The organism is Caballeronia telluris, from assembly GCF_001544495.1.
GTDB classification, from domain to species: domain Bacteria; phylum Pseudomonadota; class Gammaproteobacteria; order Burkholderiales; family Burkholderiaceae; genus Caballeronia; species Caballeronia telluris.
In genome coordinates, this window is record NZ_FCNZ02000002.1 from 143,805 (window position 1) to 162,115 (window position 18,311).

Sequence of the window (18,311 nt, forward strand, 5' to 3'; positions counted from 1 at the left end):
CGGCCGCGCTACTCCCCTTCCACGCGCCCTCGCCCTGCCTTGATCGCGCCACGCCGCACCTTCGATTCGACGCGCCGCTTCTGCGAGGCGCGCGTCGGCTTGGTCGCGACTCGCGCGCGACGCGTCACGCTGACGCTATGGATCATCTCGGAAAGACGCGCGAGCGCCGCCGCGCGATTCATGTCCTGCGTGCGATGCTCCTGCGCCTTGATGACGATCACGCCGTCGCGCGTGACCCGGCTGTCGGAAAGCCCGAGCAGGCGCAGCTTGATCGTCTCCGGCAGCGACGACGCCCGGATATCGAAGCGCAGATGGATCGCGCTCGACACCTTGTTGACGTTCTGGCCGCCCGCGCCCTGCGCACGGACGGCCGTCAGCTCGACTTCGTTCGGCGCGATTTCGTAGCGATGCGTCGTCATGGCGATTCCCCCGCCAGGCGCGCGACCTGGGCGATGCGCGCGGCCAGCCCGGAATCGCGCCGGGTCGGCGTCGCGACGGCCTGCGCGAAAATCGCCGGCGCGCCGATCACCTCGACGCGCTGCTTCGCGCGCGTGATCGCCGTGTAGACGAGTTCACGCGACAGCACGCGGTTGAACGTGGCCGGCAGCACGAGCGCGGCGTGATCGAATTCCGAGCCCTGCGACTTGTGGACCGTCAGCGCGAACGCCGTGTCGTGCGGCGGGAGCGCCGCCGGCGACACGAATCGCAAGCTCGCATCGGCCATGCGGAACGCGACGCGCAGCGCGCCGTCGGCGGCAGGCATCGCGATGCCGATGTCGCCGTTGAAAAGTCCAAGCGCGTAGTCGTTGCGCGTCACGATCACGGGCCGCCCGGCGAACCACTGCGCGCCGAACGCAAGCGCGCCGCCCGCCCGCTCGCGCACCTTCGCCGCGAGGCGCGCATTGATCTCGTCGACGCCGCGCGCGCCCTCGCGCGTCGCGCACAGCACGCGATAGCGGTTGAGCGCGTCGAAGAGCGCGGCGACGCCGGACTGCCCTTCGAGCGCCTCGGCGAGCGCCTGCGCATACGGCGCGAAGCCCGCGGCAAGCCGCGCGAGCGTGCGTTCGGACAGCGCGGGCGCGTGGTCGTCGACGAGAACGGCGGCACGCGTCACGCCATCCGCGGCATCCGACGCCTGCAAGGCTGCCAGCGCGGCCTCGGCCGACCCACGCCGGATCGCAACCGACAGCCGGCCGATGTCCGAATCGAGCCCGAAGCGGTAATTGCGCTCGAGCCACACGACGCAATCGGTGAGCGGGTTCGACGCGGACACGTCCTCGGGCGCCGGATGCCACGACTCGGCGTGGGCCTCGTGCAGCGCGGCATAGCCTTCGCTGCCGTCGATCAGCAGGTAGTCATCCTCCCTATCGCCCGGCGCGCCCAACGCGTGCGGCGCGGCGGCATCGTCCGGCAGCGCGGCGCGAAAATGCTTCGGCGCGACGCCGAGCCCTGCCGCGATGCGCGCGGCGCCCGCTTCGCTGAAAACGGGCTGCGCACTCAGTTCCGCGAACACCGCGCCCGCCTCGACGGCGGCGAGCTGGTCCTTGTCGCCGAGCATCACGAGCCGCGCGTCAGGCGCGACCGCTTCGACGAGATGCGCGGCGAGCGCGACGTCGATCATCGAGGCTTCGTCGACCACGATCACGTCGAAGGGCAGCGGGTTGTCGCGATGATGCCGGAAGCGCCCGTCGGGCAGCGTGCCGAGCAACCGCTGCAGCGTGAAGGACGTGCGCGGCAGGCGTGCCGCGAGTTCCGGCGGCAATTGCACGGCGCGCTCGATGAGCGCTTCCTGCATCCGCTGCGCGGCCTTGCCGGTCGGCGCGGCGAGCGCGATGCGCAGGGTCGGGTTCTCGTCGATGAGACACGCGAGCACGCCGACCACCGTGGTCGTCTTGCCCGTGCCCGGGCCGCCGCTCACGACGGTGAGCCGCCCGCCGAGCGCGACGAGCGCCGCGACGCGCTGCCAGTCGATGGCGTCGTCCTGCGGCGGGCCGAAGAAGCGCGCGATGCGCCGGGCGAGCGTTGCAGGGTCGCTCGACGCGTCCTGCTGCGTTTCGCCGCGCATCCGTGCGACGAGCGCTTGCGCGAGCCGCCGCTCGTAGTCGAAGTAACGCGCGAGATACACGCGCTGGCCTTCGTCGACGACGAGCGGCAACAGATCCGCCGCCGGACCTTCGCCGCCACACGCGAGGCCGCTCGCAAAAAGCGCCGCGCGCGCCGCCCCGGCGGTCTCTCCATAGCGCCCGGCGAGCGCGGGCAGCGCGACGCACACGTGTCCTTGCGCCGTCGCGCGGCTCACGGCGAAGGCGGCGCGCTCGGCCCAGCGAATGCTCGCCGGATCGCGCGTCAGGCGCCTCGCGAGCACGCCGATCCTGCGCGCAAAGCCCTCGGCGAGCGCGATGCCTTCGTCGGCGGCGATGGCGGCTGGCGTCGTTCGCGCGTTCATGCCGGCACTCCCGCCATCAGCCGGTCGAGCGCTTCGACGAGCGAGCGTTCGGGTCGTCCGACATGCACGCCCGCCGCCTGCGCACCGTTACGCCAGCCGGGCCGCACACCGCGCACGAAGAGATAGAGATAGCCGCCGATATGCGTCTCGTAGTCGTAATCCGCGAGCCGCGCGCGCAAATAGCGATGCAGCGCGACCGCATAAAAAAGCGCCTGCAGATGGTAGGCGTGCGAGGCCATGGCCTGGTCGAGCGACGCGTTGTCGTAATCGCCGGGCGTATCGCCCAGATGATTCGACTTCCAGTCGACGATCCAGAAGCGCCCTTTGTGCTCGACGATCATGTCGATGAATCCTTTGACGAAGCCGCGCAGGGTGCCCGCTTCCAGCGCGACGTCGGGAAAGCCATGCGCGACGATGAGACGCCGCAGCGCCGCGAAGTCGAGCGCCGCGGCCGGGAACAGGAATTCGAGCTCGTTCATGCGGCGCTGTTGCGCGATGGTGTCGAGCCGCATGCCGGGCACGAGTTCGGTTGCCACCGTGTCGGCCAGCGCGCGCGCCATCATCGCGGGCAAGTGGCGCGCGAGCGGCTCGGGCGCTGGGATCGGGTGTTCGTACAGCGCGCGGTCGATTGCTTTCGGCCACGTGTCGGGCGACGTGAAATCCGCCAGTTCGTACATCCGGTGCAGGCATTCGCCCGCCGCCGGGCCGCGCGGAAACGCGAGGATATCGTCGTCTGCGAGCGGCGTCTTTTCGCGCGGCTCGGCGGCGGCCGGTTGCAGCGCGTCGATCGCGTCGACGAGTTCGTCGTGGTCGGGCCGCGCGTCGGCGAGCGGCTGGTTGGACTCGTCGCGCGCGCCCGCCGCGATCAGCGAACTGAAGCTCGCCATGCGCCAGCTGTCGCGCAACAGACGCCGGCTCGTGCGTGCCGCGAGTTCGTGCTCCGGCGCGCGCCGGCTCACGAGCGGTTCGCGCGCCTCGACGACCGGCAGCGGCTCGGCCGAAATCGAACCGCCCGAGCCCGCCGCGAGCGCGTGCCAGCGCGCGATGACATCGTCCTCGGCGGGCGGCTCGGCGAGCCAGTCGCCGAACGCGTGACCGCGGCCCGCAACCAGCCAGTTGAGCACGCTGCGCCGCGCTTCCTTCGTCGAATTCTTGCCGACCAGATAGACGCCGCCGACCACGTAGCAGCGGTACACGGCGCGCGTGAGCGCCACATAGACGAGCCGCGCGCGCTCGGCGGCCTGTTCGCGGACGATGAGCGCCTTCGCGCGCTCGGCGGCTTCGTCGTCGATGCCGTAGTGAAGGACCGCGTCGCCGGCTTCGTCGTGATATTCCTTTGCATCGGGCAGGCCGGACGACGGCGGCTCGCGCAACGAGCCGTCGTTCAGGAACGGACAGAACACGACCGCGTATTCGAGCCCCTTCGACTTGTGGACCGTCACGATCTGCACGAGGTTGCGATCCGATTCGAGCCGCAACTGCGCCTCGTCGGCGCCACCTTCCTCCGCGCGCTGGGCGGCGAGCCAGCGCAGCGTCGGCGCGATGCCCGGCAGCAAGGCGCCGCGCGCCTGCAGGAGTTCAGCGAGATGGTTGACATTGGTCAGCCGCCGCTCGCCGTCGATGCCCGCGACGAGCCGCTCGGCGATCTTCAACTCGCGCGCGAGCGTGCGCCACATCACCGCGAAGCCGCGCTCGTGCCAGAGCGTCCGATAGCGCGAGAAGCGTTCGACCCAGCTCAGCGCGTCGCTTGCGGCGTCGGCGGAATCGGCGTGTTCGAGACGCCAGAGCGCGGCGGCGTCGAGTCCGAGCCAGTCGGTCGCGAGCGCGGCGCGCAGGCGGCGCAGATCGCCGGGCGTGTCGATGGCGGCGAGCACGCGCTCGATCTGCTCGGCGTCGAGCGTGCCGAAGACCGACGCCTGCGCCAGTTCCACGCTGCCGACGCCCCACGCGGCGAGCACGCGCTTCACGAGACTGCCCTGCCTGTGCGTCTGCACGAGCACGGCGATCTGGCCGGGCGAAAGCGGCGCGCCGCCGACCGTCACCTGATTCTGTTGCGCGCCGCGCAAGAGCCGCGCGATTTCGGCGGCGCACGCTTCGGCGGCGTCGCGCTGGGCGCGGTTCTTCGTCAGCGCCGACTCGCCGTGAGGCAGCATCCACACGCAAAAATCGGCGGAATCGGAATAGGACGCCGCCGGCGTGCGGTCGACGAAGGGCGCGCGCTTTCTCGTGCCCGCGCGCACCGGCTGGTAGTCGAGCCCGTCGAGGATGAACGCCGACGGATTCGCGCCGAACACGCGGTTGCAGGCATCGATGATCGGCGCGGTCGAGCGCTGGTTCACCGCGAGCGTATAGCGCGCCGATGCCGCCTCGCGCGCCGCCAGATACGTGTGCAGGTCGGCGGCGCGAAAGCTGTAGATCGCCTGCTTCGGATCGCCGACGAGAAAGAGCGGCCCATCCGGCGCGAACACGCGGTCGAAGATCGCGAACTGCAATGGGTCGGTGTCCTGGAACTCGTCGATGAGCGCGGCGGGGTAGCGCGCGCGCAACGCATCGGCGAGCCAGACGTGCGTGGTCAGCGCGTGGTAGAGGTTCGAGAGCAGATCGTTGAACGACACGACGCGGCGCGTGCGCTTTCTCGCCGCCAGCTCCGCCGGCGCGTAGTCGAGCCACTCGCGCACGAGGTCGAGCCACAGCGCGCGCTGCGCCGCCTCGGCGGCCTGCGCGGCGGCGGCGAGCGTCTCGGCGTGGTCGAAGAACGCGTGTTCCGGCGGCGTGTGTTTTTTCTTCGTGCCGTCCTTGAGTGCCGTCGCCGTGAGTTTCAACGCGGCCTGCGGCGGCGCCGCGTGACAGTCGGCGTTGCTGAAGTACTCGGCCCACGCGCTGATCGCCGCATCGATGATCGTGCGCTTGTGCGTCGTCTTGCTGAGCTTGTCCTCGGCGTCGAAGAGCAGCTTCGCGATGGTGTCGCGTTCGGCCTGCCAGAGCGCGCATGCGGTATCGAAGAGCGACTGCGCGTCGTGCGTCGCGGGCGTTTGCGTCTCGCTCCAGACGAGCGCGGCGAGCGGCTTTTTCAGACGCCGCGCGAGTTGCGCGTCGAGCGAGGCCGGCCCCGCGCCTTTCGCGACCAGCCACGCCGCGAACGAGCGCTCGCGCGCGGCCGCCGGCTCGACGCGCTCGCGCCAGAAATCGGCGGCGAGTTCGAAGCGCAGCGCGCTGTCGTCGGCTTCCATTTCCAGCGCGAACGGCATCGCGGCCGCGAACGGCGCCTCCTGCAGCGCGCGCTGGCAGAACGCGTGGATCGTGTGGATCGCGGCCTGGTCGAAGGTGTGCAGTGCGATGTGAATGCGCTTTCGCGCTTCCTCGTGATCGACTTCGGCGAGCGTCGTTTCGAAAAGCCGTTCGATGAACGGATCGCCGGCCGCATCGCCATTTTCGATGGCGTGCGCGATCTCCGCGAGGCGCGTGCGAATGCGCTCGTGCAACTCGGCGGTCGCGGCCTTCGTGAAGGTCACCACCAGAATCTGGTCGGCGGCGAGCTTCTTTTCGAGCAGCAGCCGCACGTAGAGCGCGCAGATATTCCACGTCTTGCCGGTTCCCGCCGATGCCTCGATCTGGTTGACGCCGTCGAGCGGGCAGGCGAAGACGTCGAGTTCCGCGACGTGTGTAGTCGGAGCGTTCATCATGCGTCGCTCCGCAGATGCAGCATCAAAGGTTCGAAGACGAGCTTCGCGAGCGTCGGGAAAGGTTCGTCGAGGGTGAGATTCGTGCCGCGAAACGCGATGCGCAGCGCGGGATCGTCGGATTCGCTGCGGGTGCGCTCGGAGAGCCACGCGCCTTCCGCCTTCGAATCGCCTTCGGTCAGCTTGAGCCACGCGCTCTTCGGGAAGAAGCGCAGCGGCATGCGGCGTCCCGCGCGGTAAAGGGCGGCGAGCGTCGCGAGGTGCGCGAGCGGATTCACGACCGCCGTCAGCTCGAACGTCGACGACTGCGCGCCACGTCCGTGCCACACCGTACGCTTCGGGCCGTCGGGCAGCGCCGCGCAGTACGCGAGATGCGCGAGCCAGGCGGTGAGATAGTCGCGCGCGCGCGGCGCATCGTATCGGTAGATCACCTGGCCTTGCGGCGTCAGCAGGTTCAGCGTGCCGTGCAGTTGCAGCGTCTGGTTCGAGACGTCGTCCGCGAGTTGGGCGTCGAAAGCGCCGAACAGCCCGGCGCCGCCCGTCTCGGGCCAGCGCGGCACGACATCGAGCGTGAACGGCAGGCGTCTCGCGCCTTCCTCCAGCGCGTCGCGCACGCGCTTCGCCAGATGATGCAGCGCGTGCAGTTCCTGCGCCTGCCAGACGCCGCCCGTCGCGCCGCCCGGCATTTCGGGACTCGCGCGCGCGACGCGCCGCGCGCGCGCGCCGTCGTCGCTCAGATCGAGCAGCGAGGGCAGCACGCGGCTCGCGAGCGCATCGCGGCCGCTGAAGTCGAGTTCGAACGGCTCGGTGTCGCCGAGTTCGCTTTCCGCGTCGAAGAGCGCGATGCCGAGCCGATCGCGCAACAGCGCGCGCGCCGGATGACGCCAGAAGCGCACGAAATCGTCGAAGGCGACGGGCTCGGTGTCGTCCTCGGGCGGCAGCGGCTCCGAAAAGAATGTGACGGGCTTTTGCGCACGCCCGAACGCGAGCGTGCGCGCGAGTTCCGCGCGCTCCGGCTCGTAGGTGTAGAGCGGCGCGTCCGGCTCGAAATACTCGGGCGCGAACGGCTGCAACGGATGATCGAAGACGAAGCGCGCGCGAGCCGCTTTCAGTTCGTCCGGCGACGCATGCTCGCCCGCCGCGGCTTCGGCCAGATAGTCGAGCAGTTCGTCGATCAGCGCGGCGGGCGGCAGCACGGCGTTGTCGCGGATGCTGCGCCCCGTGTACGCGATCATCAACCGGTCGCGCGCCGAGAGCAGCAGGTCGAGAAAGAGATTGCGCTCGTCGTCGCGACGCTGGCGGTCGCCGAGCTTGCCGAACTTCGCCATCAGATCGAACTCGTCGGCGCGCGCGAGACTGGGCAGCATGCCGTCGTCCATGCCGAGCAGGCAGACCACGCGATACGGCAGCCCGCGCAGGCTCGTGAGCGACGAGAACGTGACGCCGCCCCACGGCACGCCGCCGCGCGCGGGGTCGTCGAGGGCGTCGGTAAAGGCGGTGCGCAGCACGGCGGCCGGCACTTCGGTGTCGCCCGCGCCTTCGCTCATCGCGACGATCAGCGAATCCAGCGTGCCGCGCACGTCGGCGATCGAATCGCTGAACGCGAGGCCCGGGTCGAAGAAGCGCTCGATCGCTTCCTGCATCAGTTGGCCCCACGCGCGCGGCGTACGCACCTCCGCGGCGCGCTCGGCGAAGGCGTCGATGTCGTCGATGAAGCGCGTGAGTCGCCCGAGCAGTTCCGCATCCGAGCCGTTCGCGCCTTGCACCGGCAGCCATTCGTCGACGGGCGCGCCGCCTTCGGGCAGCGCGTAGCCGAGAAAGAGGCGCGTCAGGGCGTCGGAGAACGTGTGGCGCGCGGGCGGAACGTGCTGGGCGATGATCTCCGCGGGCGCGAGGCCGCGCCGCGCGCCCGCCGCTGCGAACCAGGCCTGCGCGGTTTCGAGCGCGGCGGCGTCGATGCCGTAGCGCGCGCCGATCGCATCGACACGCAGCCATTCGATCAGATCCGGCGCGCTAACACTGCGCTCGGGCAACGCGAGCCAGTCGAGCAGCACGCGCGCGACCGGATTCGCCTGCGACGGCGGCAAGCCGGTGATGCGATACGGAATGCGACGCCGCTCGCCCGCCGCGCCCGAAGGCGCCGTGCCGAACACGCCGTCGATCAGCGGGCCGGCCGTGGCGAGATCGGGAAACGCGACGAGCACGTCAGATGGCGCAAGCCCTTCGATCGAATCGAACCAGCCGAGCAGACGGTCGTGCAGCACTTCGAGCTGCCGCGAAAGACTGTGGCAGACGTGCACTTCGATACCCGGCGCTTCCACCGGACCATCGTCGGCGGGATCGCTCAGGTCGAGGATCGCGTTTTGCACGCGCGCGAGCCACGTCGGCGCCAGGTTGCGCTCGAAGTGGCTCGCATCGCGCGAGGCCGCGCTCTCGGTCAGCTCATGCAGCATGTGCAACTGCGCCTGCGTCTGGCGTCCCCATTCCGCGAGCAGCGGATTGCCGACTTCCTGATAGTCGAGCTCGCCCTTCATTTCAAGCTGCTCGACCCGCGCGACGCTCACGATGTCGTACCAGTACTCCTGACACGGGTTCATCGCGTAGATGCGCACGTCGATCCAGCGCGACAGCTCGCGCAAGAGCGCGATGTGCAGCGGCGGCATCGTCGGCAGCGCGAACACGCTGATGCGCTCCGGCCACTCGGCTTGCATCACGTCATTGAGATCGAGCTTCGGCGATTCGGCGAGAAAGCGGTACGCGGGCGGCGTCGGATCGTAGTTCGTTTCGTCGGAGCCTGCGGCGAGGTCCGCGAGCAGCGCGCGCCACAAGGCGGCCTGCCAGCGCTCGTCCTCGCGCTGAATCTCGCTCGCGCCCATGAGGCGCGGCCCGCGTGCGTCGACTTCGCCCGCGCCCGGCGACGCCAGGATCGAGCCGCCCTGCTGCCACTGCGTGAGCCATTCGGGACGATAGGTCAGGTAGTGATCGAAGACCGTCGCGATGCGGCGCGCGAGTTCGTAGCGCATCGAATCGTCGGCGGCGGCGAGGTACGCGCGAAGCCGCGCCGATTCGTTGAACGCTGGTCCGGCGAAGAGCCGGTAGCAACGCCACGCGAGCCTGTCCGGCGCGAACGGCGAATGCACGGGCACCGTCATCACGCGTCCGATCTGCGCCCAGAGCCACTGCGCGAGATAGCCGAACTCCACGTTCGCACAGATGCCGAAGCGCGCGGCCATGTCGAGTTCGAGCCGGCGCCGCACGGCCGCGCTCGACACGATGACGGGCTGGCTCGCGAACGGATCGCCCGAGTGCATCGAGAACGCCGAGAGGTCGTCGAAAAGCGCTTGCGACAGCGTTTCGTGACGGTTCGAATAGAAAAGTTCGAGCATGAATCCTGCTGTGAATCGGACGTTTCCGAAGGGATGCCACAGCATAACAAAGGCTGCCCGGACGCAGAACCTGGCCGATCGGCCGAGGTCAGAACCGTTTGCAGTTGGGTTAGACTCGAATGCAGTTTCAGGCGGGTGTTACGCGCGCCCGCCCATACCAATAAGCGTCACAATCAGGAAGTCGATGCGCTATTCGCTCGAAATCAGGAAATTCATTTACAGCCAGTATTTTTTTGGCGGCCTGCGTATCGCTTTCGGCGTGTCGCTTCCCGCCGTCCTGATGCTGACGGTGTTCCACAATCGCGAACTCGGCTTCACGATCGCGACGGGCGCACTCGGCGCCTGTGTCGTCGACATGCCCGGCCCGCTCAAGTACAAGCACAACGAGATGCTCGCGTGCACGGTGATCGGCTTCTTCGCCGCGCTCGCCACGGGGATCGCCACCGCCAACGTCCTGACGCTCTGGCTCACGGTCGTGCCGCTCACGTTCGTGCTGTCGCTGATCGTCGTGTATGGCAACCGCTGGCCGCAGATCAGCTTCGCGACGCTCTTCATGATGATCGTCACGCTGGAAGAGCATTTCACGCCGATGCAGGCGCTCGTCAACGCGGCGTGGATTCTCGTGGGCGGCCTCTGGTACACCTACTGGGCGACGCTCGTCAGCCACTGGCAGGTGTACCGGATCGAGCAGCAGGCGCTCGCGGAAAGCATCTTCAGTTGCGGCGAATACCTGATGGCGCGCGCCGACTTCTACGATGCCGACGCCGATCTCGACGAGTGCTATCGAAAGCTGATCGAAAAGCAGATCGCGGCGGTCGAGCGGCAGGACGCCGCGCGCGACATCGTGCTGCGCAATTTGCCGAAGCTGCAGAAAGGCAAGCTCGACGCACGCCGCGCGAAGCTCTTCAATCTCTTCATCAACGTGGTCGACCTGCACGAGTTCTTCGTCGGCGCGCACACGGACTATCCGCTCGTGCGCGGCGAATTCGGCGGCTCGGACCTGTTGATCTTCTACCGCGACCTGATGAGAAAGGCCGCCCTCGATCTCGAAGAAATCGGCCTCGCCGTGCTGCAGAACCAGCCCGCGCGCGCGAAGATCAGCGTCAAGGCGGAACTGCGCGCGATCGAATACGAACTGGAACTGATGCGCAAGCACGGGCTGCCCGGGAAGAATCCGGAGGCCTATGCGGCTGTCGCGGCCGTGTTCCGGCGCCTGTGGAGCGCGACGCGCCTGATCGACCGGATGCGCCGCCACACGCGCCAGGACGTCGACGTCACCGAAACCGAAATGCGCATTGACAACGCGCTCTCGCGCTTCATTTCGAGCCGCCGCGTGCCGCCGATGCAGATCTTCTCGAATCTCACGATGGCCTCGCCCTCGTTCCGGCACGCGCTGCGCGTGACGATCGCGGTCGGCGCGGGCTTCTGGCTCGGGCGGCTCCTGCCGCTCACCAACGCATACTGGATCGTGATGACGACCGTCATCATCCTGAAGCCCGGCTACTCGCTGACCAAGCAGCGCAACACGCAGCGGATCATCGGCACGGCGATCGGCTGCGCGGCCACCGTCGCGCTCATCCTGCTCGTGAAGGAGCCGCATCTGCTGCTGATCGTGATGTTCGCGTCGATGGTGATGAGCTACAGCCTCCTCCTCTTCAACTACACGGCGAGCGTGGTGTTCACGTCCTCGTTCGTGCTCTTGATGTTCCATCTGCTCGCGCCGGGAAGCCTTCGCCTTATCGGCGAGCGGGCGATCGACACGGTCGTCGGCAGCGCGATCGCGATCGCCGCGAGCCATCTCTTTCCGTACTGGGAATACCGGCTGATGGGCAAGCTCGTCAACGACATGATCGCGGCGATGCGCAACTATCTGGAAGCGAGCGGCTGGGGTCATGCGAAGGCCAGCGCGGGGGCGAAAGCGGCGAAGACGGCGACGGACATCGCGCGGGCTCAGGCGAAGGGCGAAGCGGTCGCGAATCAGGTGCTGGCAGAGGCGGGCTCCGGCGCCGCCCTCTTCGCCGACAGCAACGCCCGCGCGGCCGTCGCTTCGGCACCCGAGGCGCAATCGGGCGATGTGGCCGTCGCCGCGCCATCGAAAGAGACGGCGAGCGGCGTCGAACCGGCGCCCGCGCTCAAGTCGGCCAACGCGACGGCGGCGAAACTGTCGTCAGTGGCCGTGGGCGAAAGCACCGCGGCGGCAACGGGTGCCGGGGCGTCGGCGGCGGCCACCGTCGCCGCGACCGCGCTCGATCGCAATTACCGGTATCGGCTCGCGCGCAAGAACGTGCACGTCGCGTTCGCGAATCTGGCGCAGGCGTTCCAGCGCATGATGCTCGAACCGAAGGCGCAGCAGAAGTTCGTCGCCGAACTCAACGATCTGCTCGTGCAGTCGCATGTGCTCGCTTCGCAGATCACGGCGGCGGCACCGCTTCTGCAGTCGCTCGCGAACGTGGAAGGCTACGCGATCGCGCCGGTCGAGCGCACGCTCGCCGTGATCCGCGAGGATCTCGTCGAGGCGCAGGCCGGCGCGGCGCCTTCCGAGGACCACGGCGAACGGATGAAGGAACTCACGCGCGGGCTCGACTCGATGGTGGTGGCGGCAGAACGCGCCAACCAGATTCCAGGCGACGTCGTCCACGACCTGAAGCTGCTCGCGCATCAGTGCAAGCAGATGCTCGCCGCCTCGATGCTGATCCGCAAGGACGCGAGCGTGATCCGGCTGCCCGCGTGAAAGTCCGGCTGGCGCTTACTGCGACGCGCCGATGGCCGGCACCGCCGGGCTCACGCCGCTCGCGGGCGTCGGCTGCGCGTTCTCGCGCTCGAATTCGTGTTTTTCGCGGATCGCGTTGAAGAAAAGCGTTCCGATCACCGCCAGCACGACCACGACGATGAATATGGTGATCGCGCGTGTCGGGTTCTTTTTCTGCGGGCGAGGCTTGCGGTCATCGGACATGGAGGGGAACTCGACTGTGGCGTGCGAAGGGAGGCGTCATGTTACCCGCGCCGGGTTTCAGAAGGGTTGCATGACGCGTGCCACCCGTCTCAGCGTCCCGTATCCGTCAGCGGCGGCCTCACCGGCAGCGCCGTCGAGTACTTGATCTGCTCCATCGCGAAACTCGAACTCACGTCGTAGAGCGGCACCGCGCGAATCAACTCCTTGTAGACGCGGTCGTAATCGTCGATGTCCGACACCACGACGCGCAGCAGATAGTCGGTTTCGCCGCTCATCCGGTACACCTCGACCACTTCCGGAATATCGCGCACCGCGCGCGTGAAGTCCTCCGCCCAGCGCTCCGTGTGCTGGTTCGTGCGCACCGCGACGAACACGGTCGTGCCCACGCCGAGCTTGCGCGGATCGCACAGCGCCACCTGCGCCCGGATCACGCCGGTTTCCTTCAGACGCTGCACGCGTTTCCAGCATGGCGTCTGCGAAAGGTTGACGCGCTGCGCCAGTTCCGCGATCGGCATCGTGACATCAGCCTGAAGCAGTTCCAGCAGCTTGCGGTCGATGAGGTCCATTCCCACATTGCGCCCCTTATAGGAAATTATTCTACTTTTGGATGATTGCACGGAATTATATGAAAACTAATTCCCCATGCAAACCGGTATAAATAGTGCTCACCAGAACGACGACACGCGCCCAAACCATGATCCGCGACACCCTTCCCGCTCGCTCTTCCGACGCCTCGACGCTCACCCGGCTGACCGGGCAGCTCGACGCCGCGTTCGACGCCCCCGCCGACTTCGCGCGCCTCGTGCGCGAGGCGTTGTCGTCGGCGGCACGGGACGAGCGGCTGCTCGCGCCCGCTCAGCGCGAGGGCGACGCGAACGGGTACACCAGGCATTTGCTCGCCGCCGATCCGCGCGGCCGCTACGCGGTCGCCGCGCTCGTCTGGGCGCCGGGTCAGGCGAGTCCGGTTCACGCGCACCGGACGTGGTGCGGCTATGCGGTCGTCGAAGGATCGCTCGTCGAGACACTCTTTCGCTGGAATCCGGACGAAAACCGCGCGTATGCGGTACGCGAACAGGCCCGCGAGGCCGGCGCGGTCTCGTTCGCCGGCGCCGGGCGCGGCGCGATTCACCAGTTGGGCAATGCGGCCCACGCGCGGCAGCGCGCGATTTCGCTGCATGTCTACGGCGTGGCGGGCGCGCACATCGCGACTCACGTCAACGATCTGGTCGCCGTCTGAACGCTTATCCCTTGCCGGGCTCGGTCGCGGTCGGAATCTGCGGCGGGATCTGCACTGATTGATCCGTCGGCGGCGGCGCCGGGCGCGGCTCGTGCGACACGTCGCGCGCCTTCGCCACCGCGCTTTTCACCACCGGCGACATGGGCTCCGGCGCGGGCTTCGCTTCGTCCTCGGAACGTGCTTCCGCTTCCCGCGCCGCCTGCCTGTCGTGCAGCATGTCGAACTCGAATTCTTCCGACTGCGGCCCGGCGCGCACCACCTTCTCGCGCGACATCTGCACCTGCATCTGCGGCACCGGCACGTCCATGCCGATCTCGTCCATCTTGCGCTTGATGCGCAGGTTGAACGCCCGCGCGACGCTCCACTGCTGCAGCGGCCGCGTCTTGATCTGTCCTTTTACGACCATCCAGTTCGGGTCGAACCGGTCGAGCCCCCACACCTCGACGGGCCCAAGCATCTCGCGCCGGTAGCGGAAGTCGGCCATCAGCTCGGCGCCGACTTCGCGGATCATCTGCGTCACCTGGTCGACGTCGGCCGAGAACGGCACGCGCACCTCGAACACCGCATAGGCGAAATCGCGCGACAGGTTCTTCACGATCTTGATCTGCGAGAACGGAATCGCGTGGATCGCGCCCTGCCCGTCGCGCAGGCGCACGGTCCGGATCGTCAGGCTTTCGACGATGCCCGCATGCCCGCCGTCGATGTCGATCGAATCGCCGACGGAGATCGTGTCCTCGATCAAAATAAAAAGTCCGGTGATCAGGTCCGCGACGAGCGATTGCGCGCCGAAGCCCACCGCAAGGCCGATCACGCCCGCGCCGGCGAGGAGCGGCGTCACGTTGAGCCCGAGGTTGGCGGCCGTGACGATGCCGGCGATCGTCAGCAAGCCGACGAACACGACGTTGCGCACGAGCGGCAGCATCGTGCGCGCGCGCATGCTCGGTCCGCGCGACTTGCCGCGCGCGGCGTTCGGATTGAGCGCTTCCTGGATCGCGGTGTCGATCAGGATCCAGATCAGCCAGACGACGAAGAACGTCGTGATGATCGCGCTCACGGCGTGTGTGATGCCGCGCGCGGCCACGCTGCGCTCGGCCAGCGTGCCGAGCGAGAAGCCCCAGAGCCGCGACGAAAGCTCGAAGAACCCGAGCCAGACGCCGAGCACGAAGAGCGTGCCGATGAATTTCACGAGCCGCCGCATGTACGCCGACTGGCGGCGCGTTTTCTTCGCCCTCGGACGCGTCACGCGCACGATGATCGCCGAAAGGAAGAACGCGACGACGAGCAGGCCCGCGGTCGCGATCGCCATCTGCAGAACGTTCTCGGACGTGCCGATGCCGGCGAGCGTCGCGACGACCGACGCGCCCGCGAGCAGGAGCGTCGGCACCTGCCAGAACGACGCGAGCACTTCGAAGGTCTCGGTGGCCGCGCGCCGCTTCTGGCGCACTTCATAGGAGCGGCTGCGGATCAGGTGCGCGACCGGCCGCTGGAACGTGAGCGCGAAATAGCCGGTCAGGACCGCCGCGCCCATGTTGGCGACCGTCGAGATCAGGCCTGAAAGATTGGTGCCGAGCTGCTGCGCGACGTCGTAGTTCGCGGCGGCGTCGCCGAGTGCGCCGAGCGTGCCGATCAGGAACAGGAGCCGCCGCGCGTCGCCGATCAGCACATTGACGGCCACGCGCCGGTGCGCCGAGCCGAACAGCGAAAACATGATCAGGCAGATCGACGAAAACACCGCGCCCGCGACGATCGCGTAGGCCATGACCATCGCGAGCGTGCGTCCGAGCGACTGCGGCATGATGCGCACGAAGGTCAGCGCGGCGAGGAACGCGACCAGGTACGGCCCGACGCGGCGCAGCGCGAAGAGCAGCAGTTCGCGCGTGGTCGGATTCGGGTGCAGGCCCGCCGCGATCCCGTAGCGCGCATGCACGCGGCGTTGCAGGTAGACGAGCAGGAAGGCGCAGACGCCCCAGCCCGCGAACGCGGCGACGAAATTGCCGACCGTGCGGCCGAACGATTCGCGGCTGTGGCTCGTGACGATCGTGAAGAGTTCGTTGCCGGCCGCGTTGAAACGGCCGCCCCAGTAGGCGAACGGCGTCTTGCCGCGACGGATGTCGGCCTCGACACTGGAAAGCGCCGAGGCGATCGCGCCGAGGAGGCCCGCGTTCTGCGCGATCGTCGCGACCACCGACGATGCCGCCGCCTGCGTCTCGCTCGCGGTGGCCGCGGACGGCGCGCTCGCCCCGGCGCTGCCGCTGGCGCCGGCGGCTGCGTTCGCGGCGGGCGGCGCTAATTCGGCTTCGCGCTTCGCGTCGCGCAGTTTCTTGAGTTGCGCGACGAGCGCGGTGCGCTGCTTGTCGCTGTCGAGCGTCGAGATGATGTTGTCGAGCGAGCGGACCATGTCGGCGTCGTCGACGGCACTCGCCGATGCCGCCGGCGGCGCGGAGGCGGCAGGCGGTGTCAGAAGTTCCTGGAACGACGGCAGCGCGAGCCCGGGACCGGCCGCGTGCGCGGCAGGCGCGAGTCCGGCGAATGCGCAGACGGCGCCAAGCGCGAGCAAAAGTCGACTGGCGAGACCCGTGCGCCAGGTTGCCGTCCGCCGTGCGAGCCGCGTCAGCGCTAGGACCGCGACGATCGACCGGGCGCAGGCAAGCGCGAAGAGGCTTGACTTCATAGGCGTCTTTTCATAGCGGTCGGGAAATCCGAAAGACCGCCAGTTTAGCGGTTGCGCCCCCGCCACCGAACTGCGCGGACGTAACCGAATGTTAGTCGTCGCGCCACGGGTTTTGTCTGAATATTTGGCACAGAAAGCGCTTTTTCAGCGGGTTGCGCCTCGCAAAGCTCGGTATTGCCTCGCTCTGTTGAGAACGCTATTTATCCATCTCCGTGCGCGCGTCGCTCGAATCCGTCGCGGCGGCGGCGCCGCTCGCGCCCTGATTCGCGATTCCATCCTTCGCCGCCCACTGCTGCAGTTTCTTCCCCGCGACTTCGAGACCGGCGCCCGTCGTGCTCGCCGCGTTCGCGATCGCCGCGTTGGTGGCGCTCGCAGCCCCCTGCAGGTTCGAGCGCGCCGTTTCGGCGACGCCGCTCGCCGAAACGCTCGGCATCGAACCCGCCGAGTCCAAATTCTGCTGCGCCGCCTGTTTGGCCGCATCGACATGCTGGCCGACGTAGCTCGCCGCCTGGTCGAACTTCTGGTTCGTCTGGCTGGCGAGGTTGTTCAGCGCGCTCGCGGCCTGTCCGGCGGCGGCGTCGTGTTTTTCGCACGCCGCCAGCACGGCCAGAGCCGCCAGGGCGATCGCCATCCGGTTCAACGATTTCGTTTGCATCTTCGTACCCATCCATTCGCAAAAACGCGCCCATCATACGCTGCTGGCGACGCCGGCCGCGTCTCGCAGCCTGCTTCGACGCCGCCGGTCCCGAAACTGTCAAGGCGGCGCGTGTAGACTGGGCGACGGCTCGACTCGTCCGGCGCGCGCAACGGGCCGACGCCCAGACGGCACGACGGACTCATCACTCCCGGAGGTTATCGATGGCTGCAAAGAAGATTCTCTTCCTGACCGGCGATTTTGCCGAGGACTATGAAACGATGGTGCCGTTCCAGGCGCTTCAGGCGATCGGCCATCAGGTCGACGCCGTCTGCCCGGGCAAAAAGAGCGGCGAGCGGATCAAGACCGCGATTCACGACTTCGAGGGCGACCAGACCTATACCGAAAAGCCCGGCCACCTGTTCGCGCTGAACGCCACCTTCGACGACATCGATCCGGCGAAGTACGACGCGCTCGCCATCGCGGGCGGCCGGGCGCCGGAATATCTGCGGCTCGACCCGCGCGTGATCGAGCTGGTGCGCCATTTCGCGGGCGCGAAGAAGCCGATCGCCGCCGTCTGCCACGCGGCGCAACTGCTCGCGGCGGCCGGGGTGATCGAGGGACGGCGCATTTCGGCGTATCCGGCGTGCGCGCCGGAAGTGCGGCTCGCGGGCGGCGAGTACGCGGACATTCCCGTCGATCAGGCCATCACCGACGGCCACTTCGTGACCGCGCCCGCCTGGCCCGCGCATCCGCAATGGCTCAGGCAGTTCGTGGCACTGCTCGGCACGCGCATCGAACTGTGAGTTCTCGCTAGGTTTCGTCACGAGTGCGGTGCTGTCGTCGTCCGGACGCGGCACTGCGACCGTCCGTCGCTCTGAACTTGCAGGCGTCTTTCAGACATTTCCAGTGTTTTACGGTCAGCGCGCTTCGTATAGTCGCAGGTTATTCCCCGCCCTATCCGGATAGTGACGCTATGAGCCTCATGAACTTCGTGGTCGCACTCGTCGCCGCAATCATCCTCTTCGAACCGTTCACGCGCGCGCCCGTCTCCCGCTCCATGCGTTTCAACGCGCGCCGCTCGCGCGCGCGTCGCTCGTTCATCCAGGCGGGCACGGCACTCATGGCCGGTCTCATGTTGGCGACAAGCCATCCCGCGCCCGAACACATCTCGCCGACGCTCGTCTTCGGCAGCGCGATCGTGCTCGTGCTCGCGAGCGTCTACTGGGCCGTGCGCGGAAAGCGCCTGATGCGCCCCTTGCGGATGTTCGCGGTGCGGCGCTGAGCGCCCCACGCTCGATCGC

At 68.1% G+C, this 18,311-nt stretch carries 12 protein-coding genes; 4 read left to right on the top strand and 8 right to left on the bottom strand.

Annotated features, from left to right (window positions below; translation table 11 throughout):
• Nucleotides 1-8 precede the first annotated feature (8 nt).
• Genes arfB through recC form a run of 4 tightly spaced genes read right to left on the bottom strand, consistent with a single transcriptional unit; the run spans nt 9 to nt 9,512 of the window.
• On the bottom strand, nt 9-419 hold the full coding sequence (gene arfB / locus AWB66_RS03655) for an alternative ribosome rescue aminoacyl-tRNA hydrolase ArfB (protein WP_087628920.1): 411 nt from the start codon (nt 417-419) through the stop codon (nt 9-11).
• Entirely contained in the window at nt 416-2,446 is a 2,031-nt protein-coding gene (locus AWB66_RS03660; RefSeq protein ID WP_087628921.1) for an AAA family ATPase, read from the bottom strand. The genes arfB and AWB66_RS03660 overlap by 4 nt, the downstream gene beginning before the upstream one ends.
• Entirely contained in the window at nt 2,443-6,126 is a 3,684-nt protein-coding gene (gene recB / locus AWB66_RS03665; protein ID WP_087629100.1) for an exodeoxyribonuclease V subunit beta, read from the bottom strand. The genes AWB66_RS03660 and recB overlap by 4 nt, the downstream gene beginning before the upstream one ends.
• Nucleotides 6,126-9,512: an exodeoxyribonuclease V subunit gamma gene (gene recC, locus AWB66_RS03670; protein WP_087628922.1), complete on the bottom strand. Its 3,387-nt coding sequence runs from the start codon at nt 9,510-9,512 to the stop codon at nt 6,126-6,128. Before recC ends, recB begins: the two co-directional genes overlap by 1 nt.
• A 184-nt stretch (nt 9,513-9,696) precedes the next feature.
• On the opposite strand from recC, the gene AWB66_RS03675 reads away from it, so the two are divergent.
• Nucleotides 9,697-12,243, top strand: a complete 2,547-nt coding sequence (locus AWB66_RS03675; protein ID WP_087628923.1) for an FUSC family protein — start codon at nt 9,697-9,699, stop codon at nt 12,241-12,243.
• A gap of 15 nt (nt 12,244-12,258) precedes the next feature.
• Here AWB66_RS03675 and AWB66_RS03680 read toward each other — a convergent pair whose 3' ends face one another.
• Entirely contained in the window at nt 12,259-12,465 is a 207-nt protein-coding gene (locus AWB66_RS03680; protein WP_087628924.1) for a hypothetical protein, read from the bottom strand.
• An 89-nt stretch (nt 12,466-12,554) separates the two neighbouring features.
• The gene (locus tag AWB66_RS03685) at nt 12,555-13,031 is read right to left on the bottom strand and encodes an Lrp/AsnC family transcriptional regulator (RefSeq protein WP_087628925.1); all 477 of its coding nucleotides are present in this window, start codon (nt 13,029-13,031) and stop codon (nt 12,555-12,557) included.
• 128 nt (nt 13,032-13,159) lie between these two features.
• Between AWB66_RS03685 and AWB66_RS03690 the strand changes: the two genes are divergently transcribed.
• Nucleotides 13,160-13,702: a cysteine dioxygenase family protein gene (locus tag AWB66_RS03690; protein ID WP_087628926.1), complete on the top strand. Its 543-nt coding sequence runs from the start codon at nt 13,160-13,162 to the stop codon at nt 13,700-13,702.
• Between the two features lie 4 nt (nt 13,703-13,706).
• On the opposite strand, the gene AWB66_RS03695 is transcribed toward AWB66_RS03690, so the two are convergent.
• Together AWB66_RS03695 and AWB66_RS03700 are read right to left on the bottom strand one after the other, a co-directional pair.
• The gene (locus AWB66_RS03695) at nt 13,707-16,373 is read right to left on the bottom strand and encodes a mechanosensitive ion channel family protein (RefSeq protein WP_087628927.1); all 2,667 of its coding nucleotides are present in this window, start codon (nt 16,371-16,373) and stop codon (nt 13,707-13,709) included.
• A 196-nt stretch (nt 16,374-16,569) separates the two neighbouring features.
• On the bottom strand, nt 16,570-17,028 hold the full coding sequence (locus AWB66_RS03700) for a BCAL1086 family glycoprotein (RefSeq protein ID WP_200818921.1): 459 nt from the start codon (nt 17,026-17,028) through the stop codon (nt 16,570-16,572).
• Nucleotides 17,029-17,231: 203 nt separating this feature from the next.
• On the opposite strand from AWB66_RS03700, the gene AWB66_RS03705 reads away from it, so the two are divergent.
• Entirely contained in the window at nt 17,232-17,813 is a 582-nt protein-coding gene (locus AWB66_RS03705; RefSeq protein ID WP_087628928.1) for a DJ-1/PfpI family protein, read from the top strand.
• 170 nt (nt 17,814-17,983) lie between these two features.
• Nucleotides 17,984-18,292 carry a hypothetical protein gene (locus AWB66_RS03710; protein ID WP_087628929.1) on the top strand — a complete coding sequence of 103 codons (309 nt, stop codon included), beginning with the start codon at nt 17,984-17,986 and terminating at the stop codon, nt 18,290-18,292.
• The last annotated feature ends 19 nt before the right edge of the window (nt 18,293-18,311 follow it).

What these genes read in the sequence shown, in the direction of transcription:
- recC (WP_087628922.1), bottom strand. Translation starts at nt 9,512, where the DNA reads ATGCTCGAACTTTTCTATTCGAACCGTCACGAAACGCTGTCGCAAGCG.
- AWB66_RS03675 (WP_087628923.1), top strand. Translation starts at nt 9,697, where the DNA reads ATGCGCTATTCGCTCGAAATCAGGAAATTCATTTACAGCCAGTATTTT.
- AWB66_RS03705 (WP_087628928.1), top strand. Translation starts at nt 17,232, where the DNA reads ATGGCTGCAAAGAAGATTCTCTTCCTGACCGGCGATTTTGCCGAGGAC.
- AWB66_RS03700 (WP_200818921.1), bottom strand. Translation starts at nt 17,028, where the DNA reads ATGCAAACGAAATCGTTGAACCGGATGGCGATCGCCCTGGCGGCTCTG.
- AWB66_RS03695 (WP_087628927.1), bottom strand. Translation starts at nt 16,373, where the DNA reads ATGAAGTCAAGCCTCTTCGCGCTTGCCTGCGCCCGGTCGATCGTCGCG.
- AWB66_RS03690 (WP_087628926.1), top strand. Translation starts at nt 13,160, where the DNA reads ATGATCCGCGACACCCTTCCCGCTCGCTCTTCCGACGCCTCGACGCTC.
- AWB66_RS03680 (WP_087628924.1), bottom strand. Translation starts at nt 12,465, where the DNA reads ATGTCCGATGACCGCAAGCCTCGCCCGCAGAAAAAGAACCCGACACGC.
- arfB (WP_087628920.1), bottom strand. Translation starts at nt 419, where the DNA reads ATGACGACGCATCGCTACGAAATCGCGCCGAACGAAGTCGAGCTGACG.
- AWB66_RS03685 (WP_087628925.1), bottom strand. Translation starts at nt 13,031, where the DNA reads ATGGACCTCATCGACCGCAAGCTGCTGGAACTGCTTCAGGCTGATGTC.
- AWB66_RS03660 (WP_087628921.1), bottom strand. Translation starts at nt 2,446, where the DNA reads ATGAACGCGCGAACGACGCCAGCCGCCATCGCCGCCGACGAAGGCATC.
- AWB66_RS03710 (WP_087628929.1), top strand. Translation starts at nt 17,984, where the DNA reads ATGAGCCTCATGAACTTCGTGGTCGCACTCGTCGCCGCAATCATCCTC.
- recB (WP_087629100.1), bottom strand. Translation starts at nt 6,126, where the DNA reads ATGAACGCTCCGACTACACACGTCGCGGAACTCGACGTCTTCGCCTGC.